Consider the following 13,270-nt stretch of genomic DNA (forward strand, 5'->3'; position numbering starts at 1 on the left):
CGTCAGGGAAGCCCCCGTGCGTTGGTGACCCGGTCTCCACTTCTCGGGGGCTTCCGCGAAAGCGCGGAGTGCCCCCGCCACCCCGTTTGACGTTTGCCGTCATTCGCCCTGTAGGGGTGATGGAGGATAGCCCCGGAGGGGCGACAGCAACTCTGCATGTGGAGCTGCTGTCGCCCCTCCGGGGCTTCTTGCTTTCTCTCATGGTTTTTGAGGGGCTTGCGCCCCTGGCTACGCGCTTTCGCCCCTCCGGGGCTTTCAAAAAAAAACGCCCCGGAGCCAAGGCGCCGGGGCGTTTGTCGTTTCAATTGTCGCTCGCCTCTCAAGCGGCGGTGGCGTCGCTCGTTTGGCCGACCTTCCACAGCGAGAAGCCGCGGAGTTCCATGCCGCCCGCCTTGGCGACCTTGCCGACGGTCTGCTTGTCGTCCTTCACGAACGGCTGCTCGGCCAGCACCTTCTCGGCGTAGTAGTTCCGCAGGCGGCCTTCGACCATCTTCTCGATGATGTTCTCGGGCTTGCCCTCTTGCTTGGCGGCCTCGATCAGGATCGCCCGTTCCTTTTCGACCTCGGCGGGGTCGAGGTCCGAAACGTTGGTGGCCGAGGGGCCCATCGCGGCGACGTGCATGCTGACGTCCTTGGCGAGCTCGTCCGAGCCGCCCTTCACCGCCAAGAGGACGCCGGTCTTGCCGTCGAAGTGGACGTAGCCGCCGGTCGGACCCTCAATCCGCTCGATGCGGGCCAGCTTGAAGACCTCACGGATCTTGTTCTCGAGGTCGTCCTTGATGTCACGGAGCTTCTTGCCAGACTGGCTGGGGGAGGGCTGATCCCACAGCTCGTCGGCGGTCTTGGCGCCGGGGCCGGTGGCGAGTTGCTTGGCGAGGTCGTTCGCCAGAGCGACGACGTCCTCGTTGCTGGCGACGGGCGCCGACTCGACTTGCAGCTCGATGATCGCGCCGGCCGGCTGGTTAACGCCGGCGAAGACCGCGACGCGGCCCTCTTCGGTCGCCCGGTCGGCGCGCGAGCCCATCAGCTTAACGCCCTTTTCGCGGAGCGCCTGCTTGGCGGCCTCCTTGTCGCCGCCCGCTTCCACGAGCGCCTTCTTGCAGTCCATCATCGGCAACTGCGTCTCGTCACGCAGCTCCTTCACCATCGCGGCGGTGATATCGGCCATGAGTGATTCCTCTTAGGGATGCCGCTTGAGTTAATGCGGCGTCCAACGTTGGTTGAAAGGGGGAAGGGGAATGCCGAAAGGGGAGGGTTCGGTGGCTGGGTGTTTCCCCTTTCCACTTTCGTCTTTCCCCTTTCGCAAAGCGTCAGCCCTCTCAGGCGTCGGCTTCGGCCTTGGCCTTTGCTTCGGCGGCAGCGGCGTCGGCCTTGCGGGCCGCTTCGCGGGCGGCGCCCTCGTTGGCCATCTGTTGCTGGATGGCGGCCTGCGACTTGCCGGCGGCGATCGCGTCCGCCAGCAGGCGGGTGATCACCTCGATCGAGCGCATGCTGTCGTCGTTGCCCGGGATCGGCAGGTCCACCGTGTCCGGGTCGCAGTCGGTATCGATCAGCGACACCACAGCGATGCCCAGCGCGCGGGCTTCCTTGACGGCGTTCTTTTCTTTCTTGGGGTCAACGACCACCAGACACTCGGGAAGACGCGTCATCGTCCGCATGCCGTTGAGGTTGCGGTAGATCTTGCGGTACTCACGGGTCAACGTGGACTGCATCTTCTTGGAGTACGAGTTGATCGCCTCGCCCTGGCGGATCGCCTCGAGTTGCTCCAGCCGGCCAAGCCGGTCGCGGATCGTGCGGAAGTTGGTGAGCGTGCCGCCCAGCCAACGCTCCGAGACCCACGGCATGCCGCAACGGGCCGCTTCGCGGGCGACCGACTCCGACGCCTGGCGCTTGGTTCCGACGAACAGGATCAGGCTGTTCCGGCCGGCGACGTCGGCCAGGTACTTCTTGGCTCGCAGGAGACCGCGGATGGTCTCGCGGACGTCGATAATGTGGATCAGGTTGCGGCGGGCGTAAATGTACGGCCGCATCTTCGGGTTCCACCGGCTCGCACGGTGACCGAAGTGAACGCCTGCTTCGACGAGCTCATTAACTAGCGACACAAAATCTCTCCTGGGGGCACACCGGCGAGGCCCTACCAGAGCCCTTACAAGGGCCCTAGTAGGCCGCCTGAGGCGTTCAAAAGCGCCGAGGCGGGCCAGCGTTGGTCGTTCCGGCCGGATGCGTTAGAGCCCCTGATTTGGGCCCGTACGGGGCTCCTTTGTCGGGACTAGTCGCGAACCCTTCGGGCCGTTCGAGGGTCGCGAGTCTGGCCAGAGTACCGGTCTTCACATCTTTGGTCAATGACGGCCGGCGGTGGGCTGGTTGCGACCGCCCCGCCCCCGGATTACGATTCGTGGCTCGGCACGGCCCCCGGGCCGTCGCTGTAAGCCCTTTCCCGCGACCCCTTTCCAACCGATGCGACACGTTCTTTCCGCTCTGGTGCAAAACGTCCCCGGTGTGCTGGCGCACGTCGCCGGGATGCTGGCGTCGCGGGCCTACAACATCCACAGCCTCGCCGTCGGCGAGACCGAGTCGCCCGAACTCTCCCGGATGACCTTTGTTGTCGTCGGCGACGACAACATCCTTGAGCAAGTCCGCAAACAGCTCGAAAAGATCGTCACGGTCGTCCGTGTCGATGACGTGAGCAGCAAGGACCACGTCGAACGCGACCTGATGCTCATCAAGGTCCAGGCCGCCAAGACCGACCGCCCCGAGATCCGCGAGCTCAGCCGCATCTTTCGCGGTCGCATCGTGGACGTCTCGCCTAACGAGATGATGATCGAGCTCTCCGGCCAGGAGAAGAAGATCGAGGCCTTCATCGACATGATGCGCCCCTTCGGCATCATCGAGCTGTGCCGCACCGGCCGCATCGCGATGATCCGGAGCGTGAACAGGCCCATCGTGGGCGAACCGGGCGCTGAAGGCGACGCCTAACTAACTCAAAGGCGGAAGTGGGAAGTTGGAAGTGGGAAAGATGTTAATCCCCTTCTCCAACTTCCGACTTCCCACTTCCCACTTCTGAACACCAGGACGCCCCGCCCACCGTGCGGCGTCCGCATCACACCGCCGCCCTCATGGCCCAAATCTACTACGACGCCGACGCCGACCTCGCCGCTCTCAAGGGCAAGACGGTCGCCATCATTGGTTATGGTTCGCAGGGCCACGCCCATGCTCAGAACCTCCGCGATAGCGGCGTGAACGTCGTGGTCGGCCAGCGCCCCGGCGGCGCCAACTACGACCTCGCCAAGGAGCACGGCTTCGAGCCCGTCTCGGCCGCCGACGCCGCCAAGCAGGCCGACGTCGTCAACATCCTGCTGCCGGACGAAGTTCAGGCCGAGGTCTTCAAGTCGGACATCCTGCCGAACCTGAAGAAGGGCGCCGTGCTGATGTGCTCGCACGGCTTCAACATCCACTTCGGGCTGATCGAGCCGCCGAAGGGGACCGACCTCTTGCTCGTCGCGCCCAAGGGCCCGGGCCACCTAGTCCGCAGCGAGTTCGAGGCGGGCGGCGGCGTCCCCTGCCTCATCGCCACGCGCAAGGCGGGCACGGTCGCGGCCGACGACGACATGTCGGACGAGTCGTCGAGCGTCTTCAAGATCGGCATGGCCTACGCCAAGGGGATCGGCGGCACGCGGGGCGGCGTCATCCGCACGACCTTCGCCGAAGAGACCGAGACCGACCTGTTCGGCGAGCAAGCCGTCCTCTGCGGCGGCCTCAGCGAGCTGATCAAGGCGGGCTTCGAGACCCTCGTCGAAGCCGGCTATCAGCCCGAGATGGCCTACTTCGAGTGCATGCACGAAGTGAAGCTGATCGTCGACCTCTTCTACCAGGGCGGCCTCAGCTACATGCGTTACAGCGTGAGCAACACGGCCGAGTACGGCGACTACAAGACGGGCCCGCGGATCATCACCGAAGAGACGAAGGCCGAGATGAAGCGCGTGCTGGAAGACATCCAGTCGGGCCGCTTCGCCCGCGACTGGATGCTCGAGAACAAAGCAGGCGCGCCGATGTTCAAGGCGACCCGCCGCCGCGAGCGCACCCACGGCGTCGAGATCGTCGGCAAAGAACTCCGCCGCATGATGAGCTGGATCAAGGAGAAGGAAGTCAACTAAGCCCCCCTCCTCTGACCGATCGAACGGTCCCAACCGAAACGCAAACAGCCCCGGCCAGGATTGGCCGGGGCTGTTTTTTGTATCGATCGTCCTCGGAAGTTCGCTATCGACGCCGGCGGAACGCCGCCGCCGCGAGAGCAACAGCCAGCCCGCTCAGGCCCGATGGCTCGGGCACGCTCTGCACGACCGTCTGATAGGCGTCGCGCCAGACCGCGTAGTCGGCCGCGTCGACGAAGCCGTCACCGTTCCCGTCGGCGCCCTCGTACGAAACGGCCCACGAGCCGTAGGCCGACTCCCAAACGTCGTAGTCGCCCGGCGTCACGAACCCGTCGCGGTCATAGTCACCCGCCAACGGGAGCGGCGCCGCCACCGCGTCGGAGACGAAGACGCCGCTCGTGCCGTCGGTGAAGGCGGCGTAGAAGGCGATCTGGCCCCGGTCGTTAAAGCCGCTAGGGAGGCCGTCATCGTTACTCGACCGGAGCTCGGCATCGAGGCTCTCGATGGTCCTCAGGTCGGGGCTGTGGGGGTCGTCGCTCACGTCAATCGAGTCCCCCTCTCGGGCGATTAGTCGCAACGCGCCCCCGTCGTACGCCCAGATCGCTGAGTCATTGGAAGCATCGACGCCCGTCCCCGACAGCCGGCTGCTGAAGACGACCTGTCCCCGCCCGTTGAGCGATGGGGAGAAGAAGGGGTCGGGGCTTATCATGTTGCCGAACCGCGCGTCGGTTCCTGGGGCGGGGTCACCCTCTCTAGCGATGAGGTTTAGATCACCACCCGCGTCGGCCATCAAGATGGCGTGGTTGTTCGCTGTGTTGACGCCGCTCCCCGATAGCGTGACCGGCGCAACGATGTCCCCGGTGGACCCCAGCAACAGCACGTTGCCCGCACTCCCGAACTGGAGTCCCATCGACGAGATGGCGTCGCCAGTCTTTACGATCGCGACCGGTCCTTCCGTCCCCGCGGCGCTCGAGAAGACGCCGCTCCCGACGGACGCCCCTCCCTCGTTGGGTCGGTAGTCCGCCGCGAAGGCGACGTCTCCGAACCGATTCACCGAAACTCTTGGGTAGTAGAAGCTGTTGAAGACGCCGTCCATCGCTGGCGCTGCGTCTCCCTCTCTCGCAACGAGCCGTATACCAGCGCCCGGTGTGTAAGCCCAGACGCCCTCCTCGTTGTCGGGAGTGACGTTCGGCCCCTGCAGGGTCGTCACGATCCCGACATGGCCCGCGTTGCTGGGGCCGGTATGGCGGTAGTAAACGAAACGAAAGGCAGCGTCGGTCCCTGGGGCCGACTGTCCCTCTCGGGCGACGATCCCTAGGACGCTATCCACACCGGCGTTCTCCCCAACGATGACCGTCCCGTCCCACAAGCTGTCGGTCCTCAGGCTCGTGGAGAACATCGCCTGACCCGCGGCGTTCACGAAGAGCGTGGTGTCGAAGTGCCCAATGACCGAGGAGGTCCCCGGGATGAACCAATCCTCTCGGGCCAACGCAATCAGCGTCACGTCGCCGTCCGGACCGGCGCGCCATGCGCCGCTGATAGGAATCGTCTCTCCTTCGTCGCGTTGCAGACTGGCGATGTATGCGACACGACCAAACCGATCGATCGACGGGCCGCGGAGGCTCTGAAACGGTTTGTTGGCGCCTGGGGCGATCTGACCGATGAGAGCGGCGGGCGACGGGGGCTCACCATCTCTAGCGGTCCAAACCCCCGCCATTTGTTCCGTCCCGTCGGTCGCTGACCCCAGAAACGCGACATCACCTCGAGCGTTGATGACGGGCGTACCAAGTCCGGTATACGCCGCATTGTTTCCGCCGGGCGCCACACCGCTCAGCGCGATGGCGCGGAGGTCACCGCTCGCCAGCACACCGCTCACAAGCAGGCACCAAACAACCGAGGACCCGATTAAGCGGCGGCTGTTGGCGACTGTCGACATGCCGGTGTCCACGCACAAGAGAGGAGGTGCGAGTACTTATATGTGACCGGTACGACGAACGCAAATTTGCCAGTGGCCTCACGGCCCTGCCCAACACGATCTGGCGAGCCGTCGATATCTGGACGCCGGTCCGTCCGGGGCCCTGCAGGCCCTCGCTTGCTTAGCGTCGGCGGGCCCCCAGCGTGGCGGCGCCGACGCCAAGAAGCAGCAACGCCGTCGGCTCAGGCACGCCCATCGCCGACGCGGCCGCCGCGCCATAGTTCGCCGCCCAGACATCGCGGTCGCCCGAGTCAATCACACCATTTTTGTTGCCGTCGGCGCTGAGGTCGGTGTTGGTGCGGGTCCAGGTGTCGCGCCACTTCGTGTAGTCGGCTGCGTTGACGACGCCATCGCCGTTGTAATCCCCCTCGAGCGGCGGCTCGCCGCCGACAAGGTACTGCTGCAAATCGTTCAACGTGCCCGGGAAGTGATTGAGGTCGAGCGGGTTCTCGCCGCCGAGGCTCCCGCTGTCACTGTACTGCCAGAAATCGTAGCCAGCGTTGCTCCAGATGCCGAGCTGTGAGGCTGACGGCGGAGTGTTCGAGTTGTAAGTCCAGCGTGCGATCCAAAGATCGAAAGACGCCAAGTCGGCAGTGAAATAGTTCGAGGCGTAGTTGCTGTTGCAGTAGATGATGACATCGACACCAAGCCGCTCCTTCACCACGCTGTTGAAGTCCTTCACCCAAGCGGAAAGGTAGGCCCGCTGTTCGGCGACCGTGTTGACCTCGGCGTTCGACGGCAGCTCTTCTACGTCGAGCACTGGCCGCAGATACCAGCCCGGGTTGGCGTCGTAGTACGGCTTGATGCGGTTGACGAAGTCGGTCGCTTCGTTGATGGCGTCTTGTTTGACCGTCGCCGACAACGGGTTCATTGCCGTGTTGGGGTAGCCATAATGGTACGGCCCGATCGGGATGCCCGCGGCGCGGGAATTGTTCATGTTCGACGCGAACTGGGAGTCGTAATCGACGGTCCCCATCGTCGCCCGGGCGAATCCAAACTGGACGCCGGCGTTTTTCATCGAGTTCCAGTTGACGCTCGATTGCCAAGACGACACGTCGACCCCCAACAACGCGGCGTCGGCGCGGTCGCCGGCAAAAACGCAAAGCGACAAAACCGCGGCGGTCAAAACTTTCTGGTAGCGCATCGCACACTGTTCCGGTAGCTACGGGGGCGCCCGCCGCGCCGGCGGTTGCCGCTGGCGTGCCCGGCTGGGCATACTGCCCGCTGATGTGGCCCTTCTCTCAATCCACCCATTCTGACGGAACCGCCGCCATGACGCCTCACCCGAGCCGAAACTTCCGCGCAGCCCTCGCATTGCTTTGCGCACTCGCCGCCACCCCTGTGTGCCTCGCTGCCCAGCCGAAGGACGAGGGATCGGGCTGGCAGGACCTGTTGGCCGTGGACGCTCTGACCGACGGCTGGCGGGGCTACAAGACCGACACTCCGCCCGGGGCCTGGAGCCTCAAGGACGGCCTCCTCACCGGCGCTGGCACAGGCGGCGACTTGGTGACCCGTGAGGAGTACGGCGACTTCGACCTGCGGTTCGAGTTCAAAATCGCCAAGGGCGGCAACAGCGGCGTGATCTACCTCGCCAGCGAAGCGGGCCAGTACGCCTACGAGACGGGCCCCGAGTACCAAGTCCTCGACCCCGAGTACCCCGGCGTCAACGAGAAGAACGGCCCCGGCGCCCTCTACGATCTCTACCCCGTCCCGCTGACGGTCTCAAAGCCCGCCGGCGAGTGGAACACGGGCCGCATCGTCATCCGCGACGGCCACGTCGAGCACTGGCTCAACGACCAGAAGGTCGTCGACGCCAAGATCGGGTCGGACGAATGGAACCAACGCGTCGCCGGCAGCAAGTTCGCCGACTGGAAAGGCTTCGGCGAAAACAAGCAAGGCTTCATCGCGTTGCAAGACCACGGCTCGCCAGTCACCTACCGCAACGTACGCATCAAGCGACTGGATGGTGAAGACTCCGACGGCGATAGCAAGGTTTCGCAAGACGATGGTCCGAAGCGGTTGCTCTTCGTCACGCAGAGCCAGGGCTTCGTCCACTCGACCGTCAATCGCAAGCAGCACGAGCTGTCACACGCCGAGCAGATCCTCACCGAGCTGGGCGTCCGCAGCGGCGACTTCCGCGTCGATTGCACGCAAGACGTCGCGACCGACTTTACTCCCGAATTGCTCGAGAACTACGACGTGGTCGCGTTCTACACCACCGGCGACCTGCCGATCCCCGAGGCGACGCGGGAGTGGTTCCTCAACACCTGGCTTGCCGAAGAGGGCCACGGCTTCTTGGGCGTCCACTCGGCCGCCGACACCTATCACAACTACGAGCCCTTCTGGGACATGATCGGCGGCACGTTCGTTGAACACCCATGGACGGCCGACACCGATGTCGTGATCAAGGTCCACGCCGACGACCACCCCGCGTCGAAGCCCTGGGGCGCCGCTGGGACGCGGATCCCGCTCAAGGAAGAGATCTATATGTTCAAGCACTGGCAGCCCGAGAAGGTGCGCGTGCTGATGTCGCTCGACATGGAGAAGACGGCGCTCAAGCGTCCGGTCCACATCCCCATCCTCTGGGTGAAGAACTACGGCAAAGGCCGCGTCATGCATATGAGCATGGGCCACCGCGAAGACGTCTGGACCAACCCGCAGTACCAAGAGTCCCTGATCGGCGGCGTCCGCTGGCTGCTCGGCAAAGAAGAGGGCGACGCGACGCCCAACCCCGAGCTCTCGGCGGCGGAGCAGAAAATTGCCGAAACCGCGGCGAAGTGATTAATCAACGGATTAGCGTCGAAGCGTAAGCCCCGGAGGGGCGGCAGCGCGTAGCCAGGGGCGCAAGCCCCTGGTAGTCGGCAGTAAACAAACGGAGAGCCGCTTACCAAGGGCTCGCGCCCCTGGCTACGCGCTTTCGCCCCTCCGGGGCTGACCTTTGGCGTTTTGACGCTCAATCCCTTCCGCGGCCCTTGATGGCCCGGTCCATGTCTCGCTTGGCAGTCTTTTCTTTCAGCGACTCGCGCTTGTCGTACGTCTTCTTGCCGCGGCAGAGGCCCAGCAGCAGCTTTGCCTTGCCCTCTTTGAAGTACATCTTGAGCGGCACCAGCGTGAGGTTCTTCTCATAGGCCCGCGCGGCGAACTTGTTAATCTCGCGGCGGTGCATGAGCAGCTTGCGGCGGCGTTTGGGCTCGTGCTGCTCGTGCGTGGCGTTGCGGTACTCCTCGATGTTGCAGCCGACGAGCCAGACCTCGCCCTTGTCCATGCGGGCGTAGGCCTCGTCGAGCGACATGCGTCCCTCACGCAGGCTCTTCACCTCGCTCCCCACCAGTACGATGCCACACTCGAGGTGATCGAGCACCTCGTACGCGAACCGCGACTTGCGGTTGGTGGCGATCGTCTTTTCGTTGGGGTTGTCCCCCTTCTTGGCGGACGATTTTGGTTTCTGGGCCACAGCAGTAATCAGTAGTCAGAGGTCAGCAGTCAGGCGCGAGGTGGTTAGCCGAACGAGGGGCGGCGAGCCGGCGACGTTAGTCGTCGGTGTGAAGCGGGTACTCACGTCACACCGACGACTAACGTCGCCGGCTCGCCATTGTTCGCTATCGCTCAATAGTCCCCCGCCGCTAGCGGCGGGAGCGTGCGGAACACCGAGTCGTTGTGTTCAACTGGCTCGACGCACTTGCTTCCTTGCACCGTGAGCAGACGCTGGTAGACCGAGTAATCGACCGTCGTGGCGATCGTCCGCACGGCGCCGCTCGCCATCACCACGTTGAAGACGCCCGAGTGGCCGCTGGAGGGCCGGGCGAACTGCGGCGTTGTGGACGGATACTCCGGACTGGGGCCCTCCGCTGAGAAGGGGATCATCGCGCCGCTCGTGAAGGGGCTCCATTCGCGGTCGCCGCCCCCATGCTGCGCGGGGTCGAGCCACACGACGCCCAGCTGCTGCTCACCCGGCAGACTCAGCGCCGCTGCGGCCCACGTGTAGGCGCCCTCCTTCTGGATGTTCTCGGCGAGCAGGATCGTGTTCTCGGCGCCGTCTCCCTTGCTGACGTCGCCGGAGTCCATCTTCACGTTGCCGAACGTCAAGTTGTGGAAGACGCCGTTGGCGCGGTGATCACCTTCGATGGCGGTGAAGGCGGCGCGGTCGAAGGCGCTCGCCAGGGATCCGCTGGTGGTGTACCAGTCCCACGCGCCGGTGTTCGCCGAGTAGCTCAAGCCTGCGTTGCCTTCGACCGACGTCAGCTCGGTGTCGTCGGGACATATGTACGCCGCGATGGGGCGGATCAGGGCGCGGTCGTCACTCACGTCGATCGTGCTGTCCACCATATTGTCATAGATTTGACCGCCCTCGATCTCGTTTAAGATCATCGCCGCCCAACTGACGCGGGAGTCGTCGTACACCTTTGCGGGGGTTGTTACGGTGACGGATTGAAACCGCGATCCGCTCAAACCGTTAACTTGGGGCACCAGGAAGTTTTTCTCGTTGGGCGCCTGGCCCGGCCGCTTGCCTTGTTGCAACGACTGCACGTAACCCGGGTAGCTTTGCTTCTGCGTCTCGTAGTTGATGATCGCTTTGCCGATCTGGCTCAGGTTGTTGGTGCACTGCGCCCGGCGTGCCGCGCTGCGGGCCGCTTGGACGCCCCCGAGGATCAACGCCGTCAACGTGCCGATGATGGCAATCACCACCAGCAGCTCGACGAGCGTGAAGCCGGGGCGTGGACGGTGAGCGCGAGTCGCTTGGCGTGGAGGCGTGGTCATGGAGGGTTCGTCGCTGGTTGGCGGACAGGCGCTACGGACGCCGCACGATAAGCGGAGCGTTCTGGTATTTCGAAGTGGGAAGTTGGAAGGGGGAAGTTGGAATAAAGCTCCGCTCGCGCGTCATCCCACTTCCCACTTCCAACCTCCCACTTTGGTCGGGTTCGCCGCTGGCGCCCTTGCCGATCGCTCGCCAAGAGGCACGATGGTGCAGTATCGCCGAATCCCCCCAAAATTGCCAGCAAACCCGCTCGGGACCGCCCACGAGCGGCCCCGATAGCCCCCGTGGGAGCCGCATGCAAAGACGCCCCTCCATGAGTCGTCCCCTCGTCCGCTGGTCGCTCCTCGGCCTAAGTCTGCTCGCCTTCGGCGCTGCGCTCCCGGTGGCGCGCGCCGACGTCACGGCCGCGGCGAACGGCGAATCGGCCCCCGCCGAGAAGCCCGCCGAGCCCGAGGTCCCCGCCGAGATGCTAACGCCTCAGGCGGCGCTGGAGGCCTTTGTGAAACGCATGCAGGCGAACGAGAAATCGTCCGCCGCCGAGCTGCTCGACCTCTCGCAACTGAGCGCCGTCGCCGCCGACAGCCGCGGCGCCGACCTTGCTTACAAGCTCTTCCGCCTGATCCCCGCGGTCGGCGACCCGCCAACCCAGGGCGGCGAGAGCGAGATCAACCCCTGGTACCTTCAAAAAGAAGGCTCTTCGGCCAAGGTCGATTTCGAGAAGGCGGAGTCCAACCCCGACTACGAGCAGTCGTGGTCGCTGGAGAATTGGCTTCTCTACTCGGCCCCGGAAGCCGAGCAGATCACCATCGCGCGCGACGGCGTCGGCCGCTGGCGGTTTAGCGCCGAGACGGTCGCTGTCATCGACCCCCTCTACGAGCAGTTCGAGAAGCGGATCGACGAACTCGCCGAGAAGCGCGCCGAGTTGACTGCCGCCAATGGCGACACGACCGCGACCGAAACCGAACCGACCGAGACCTTCGGCGTCTGGGTCCGCAAGCAGTTCCCACAGAGTTGGCGGACAACGCACTTCTTGCTGCCGACCTACCAGTGGTTGCTGCTCGCCGCGTTCATCCCGCTAGGCTGGCTCGCCGACTGGCTGACGCGGAGGGTGATGACCTGGATCGGCGACATGCTCCTGTTTCGGATCGACCCCGATTTCGTCGAAGAGCACAAAACCACCGCCGGCGTTTGGCAACCGGTCGGCCGCCTCGCCAACGCCGCGGTCTGGGTGTTTGGGGCGCGGTTTATTGAGTTGTCGCCCACCCTTACGAGCATCCTGCTCAATGGGTTGGTGATCGTGACCATCGTCGCCGCCGTGCTCGCGCTCTTCCGCGTGCTGGACCTGGTCGGTGATTATTTCACCCGCCGCGCGAAGAGAAGCAGCCGACAGTTCGATAACCTCTTCATTCCGCTGGCGAACTCTACCGCCAAGATCGCGATTGGCGTGGTTGGCGTGATCGCCACGATCGCGACCTTCAGCGATGAACTCCCTTCCACCTTGCTCGGCGGTCTGGGCATCGGCGGTATCGCGATCGCCTTGGCGAGCCAAGAGACGCTCTCGAACTTCGTCGGCTCGATCACGCTCCTCTTCGATCGGCCCTTCGAGGTCGGCGACTACGTAAAGATCGACAACGTGGAGGGTTCCATTGAATCCCTCGGCTTCCGCAGCACTCGGATACGCACCCCGCTCGACTCGGAGGTGACGCTCCCCAACAGCAAGCTGGCGTCGTCGAGCATCGACAACCTCGGCCGCCGCAAGTACCGCCGCTACCTGACGTTGTTGGGCGTCGAGTACAGCACCACGCCCGAGCGGATCGAAGCCTTCTGCGAGGGCATCCGTGAGCTCATCCGCCGGCACCCCCACACCCGCAAGGACTTCTACGCGGCGTACCTGCACAACTTCGGCGCCAACTCGCTCGACATCCAGCTGCTGGTCTTCTTCGAAGTGCCCGACTACGCCACGGAGCTGCGCGAGCGGCACCGGCTGCTGGCCGACGTCCTCCGGCTGGCGGCGGAGCTCGGCGTCTCGTTCGCTTTCCCGACGCAGACGCTCTACCTCCAAAAGGGCGAGAAGTGCGAGGTCCCCGAGCTCAGCGACGAAACCCCCGACCGCAGCGGCGCCCGCACGGCCGCCAAGATCGCCGGCGAGCTGCCGAACTACCAGGACCGCCCCGGCCCGGTAAAGTTCCCGGGGGCTACCCAGTTCGAGTAATCCTCGCCAATTGAGAACGTCTGAGCCGGGGGCGCTAGCCCTCGGTGGGATTCGGGTACCAGCTACCCACCGAGGGCTAGCGCCCCGGCTCAGACGCACCGTGAGGGGTTAACGCCGCCCCGGAACCTCTCCACTCGCCGCCCGAGCGGCTACAATCTCCCGCAGCTGCCAACCGC

The 13,270-nt window shown here is 64.7% G+C and carries 10 protein-coding genes; 4 read left to right on the forward strand and 6 right to left on the reverse strand.

The features are described 5' to 3' along the window. Nucleotides 1–319: 319 nt before the first annotated feature. Nucleotides 320–1,168, reverse strand: a complete 849-nt coding sequence (gene tsf / locus Spa11_RS22250; protein ID WP_145116784.1) for a translation elongation factor Ts — start codon at nucleotides 1,166–1,168, stop codon at nucleotides 320–322. 151 nt (nucleotides 1,169–1,319) lie between these two features. Then, on the reverse strand, nucleotides 1,320–2,102 hold the full coding sequence (rpsB, locus tag Spa11_RS22255; RefSeq protein WP_145116785.1) for a 30S ribosomal protein S2: 783 nt from the start codon (nucleotides 2,100–2,102) through the stop codon (nucleotides 1,320–1,322). A gap of 355 nt (nucleotides 2,103–2,457) precedes the next feature. Here rpsB and ilvN point away from each other — a divergent pair, with 355 nt between their 5' ends. Then, the gene (gene ilvN / locus Spa11_RS22260; protein ID WP_145116786.1) at nucleotides 2,458–2,976 is read left to right on the forward strand and encodes an acetolactate synthase small subunit; all 519 of its coding nucleotides are present in this window, start codon (nucleotides 2,458–2,460) and stop codon (nucleotides 2,974–2,976) included. Nucleotides 2,977–3,116: 140 nt separating this feature from the next. Next, the gene (gene ilvC, locus Spa11_RS22265; protein ID WP_145116787.1) at nucleotides 3,117–4,154 is read left to right on the forward strand and encodes a ketol-acid reductoisomerase; all 1,038 of its coding nucleotides are present in this window, start codon (nucleotides 3,117–3,119) and stop codon (nucleotides 4,152–4,154) included. Between the two features lie 103 nt (nucleotides 4,155–4,257). On the opposite strand, the gene Spa11_RS22270 is transcribed toward ilvC, so the two are convergent. Together Spa11_RS22270 and Spa11_RS22275 are read right to left on the reverse strand one after the other, a co-directional pair. After that, nucleotides 4,258–6,087 carry a DUF7453 family protein gene (locus Spa11_RS22270; protein WP_145116788.1) on the reverse strand — a complete coding sequence of 610 codons (1,830 nt, stop codon included), beginning with the start codon at nucleotides 6,085–6,087 and terminating at the stop codon, nucleotides 4,258–4,260. Nucleotides 6,088–6,247: 160 nt separating this feature from the next. Then, the gene (locus Spa11_RS22275) at nucleotides 6,248–7,270 is read right to left on the reverse strand and encodes a GH25 family lysozyme (protein ID WP_145117112.1); all 1,023 of its coding nucleotides are present in this window, start codon (nucleotides 7,268–7,270) and stop codon (nucleotides 6,248–6,250) included. Between the two features lie 128 nt (nucleotides 7,271–7,398). On the opposite strand from Spa11_RS22275, the gene Spa11_RS23420 reads away from it, so the two are divergent. Beyond that, nucleotides 7,399–8,907 carry a family 16 glycoside hydrolase gene (locus tag Spa11_RS23420; protein WP_231933082.1) on the forward strand — a complete coding sequence of 503 codons (1,509 nt, stop codon included), beginning with the start codon at nucleotides 7,399–7,401 and terminating at the stop codon, nucleotides 8,905–8,907. A gap of 172 nt (nucleotides 8,908–9,079) precedes the next feature. On the opposite strand, the gene smpB is transcribed toward Spa11_RS23420, so the two are convergent. Together smpB and Spa11_RS22290 are read right to left on the reverse strand one after the other, a co-directional pair. Next, entirely contained in the window at nucleotides 9,080–9,580 is a 501-nt protein-coding gene (gene smpB / locus Spa11_RS22285) for an SsrA-binding protein SmpB (protein ID WP_145116790.1), read from the reverse strand. 152 nt (nucleotides 9,581–9,732) lie between these two features. Beyond that, the gene (locus tag Spa11_RS22290) at nucleotides 9,733–10,884 is read right to left on the reverse strand and encodes a DUF1559 family PulG-like putative transporter (RefSeq protein ID WP_145116791.1); all 1,152 of its coding nucleotides are present in this window, start codon (nucleotides 10,882–10,884) and stop codon (nucleotides 9,733–9,735) included. A gap of 311 nt (nucleotides 10,885–11,195) precedes the next feature. On the opposite strand from Spa11_RS22290, the gene Spa11_RS22295 reads away from it, so the two are divergent. Continuing rightward, nucleotides 11,196–13,094: a mechanosensitive ion channel family protein gene (locus Spa11_RS22295; RefSeq protein ID WP_197529593.1), complete on the forward strand. Its 1,899-nt coding sequence runs from the start codon at nucleotides 11,196–11,198 to the stop codon at nucleotides 13,092–13,094. Nucleotides 13,095–13,270: the final 176 nt, after the last annotated feature.

Source organism: Botrimarina mediterranea (assembly GCF_007753265.1).
Lineage (GTDB): Bacteria > Planctomycetota > Planctomycetia > Pirellulales > Lacipirellulaceae > Botrimarina > Botrimarina mediterranea.

Bases quoted from the DNA above. Each gene is read 5' to 3' on its own strand.
- tsf (WP_145116784.1), bottom strand. From the start codon at position 1,168: ATGGCCGATATCACCGCCGCGATGGTGAAGGAGCTGCGTGACGAGACG.
- Spa11_RS22295 (WP_197529593.1), top strand. From the start codon at position 11,196: ATGAGTCGTCCCCTCGTCCGCTGGTCGCTCCTCGGCCTAAGTCTGCTC.
- ilvN (WP_145116786.1), top strand. From the start codon at position 2,458: ATGCGACACGTTCTTTCCGCTCTGGTGCAAAACGTCCCCGGTGTGCTG.
- Spa11_RS23420 (WP_231933082.1), top strand. From the start codon at position 7,399: ATGACGCCTCACCCGAGCCGAAACTTCCGCGCAGCCCTCGCATTGCTT.
- ilvC (WP_145116787.1), top strand. From the start codon at position 3,117: ATGGCCCAAATCTACTACGACGCCGACGCCGACCTCGCCGCTCTCAAG.
- Spa11_RS22275 (WP_145117112.1), bottom strand. From the start codon at position 7,270: ATGCGCTACCAGAAAGTTTTGACCGCCGCGGTTTTGTCGCTTTGCGTT.
- Spa11_RS22290 (WP_145116791.1), bottom strand. From the start codon at position 10,884: ATGACCACGCCTCCACGCCAAGCGACTCGCGCTCACCGTCCACGCCCC.
- Spa11_RS22270 (WP_145116788.1), bottom strand. From the start codon at position 6,087: ATGTCGACAGTCGCCAACAGCCGCCGCTTAATCGGGTCCTCGGTTGTT.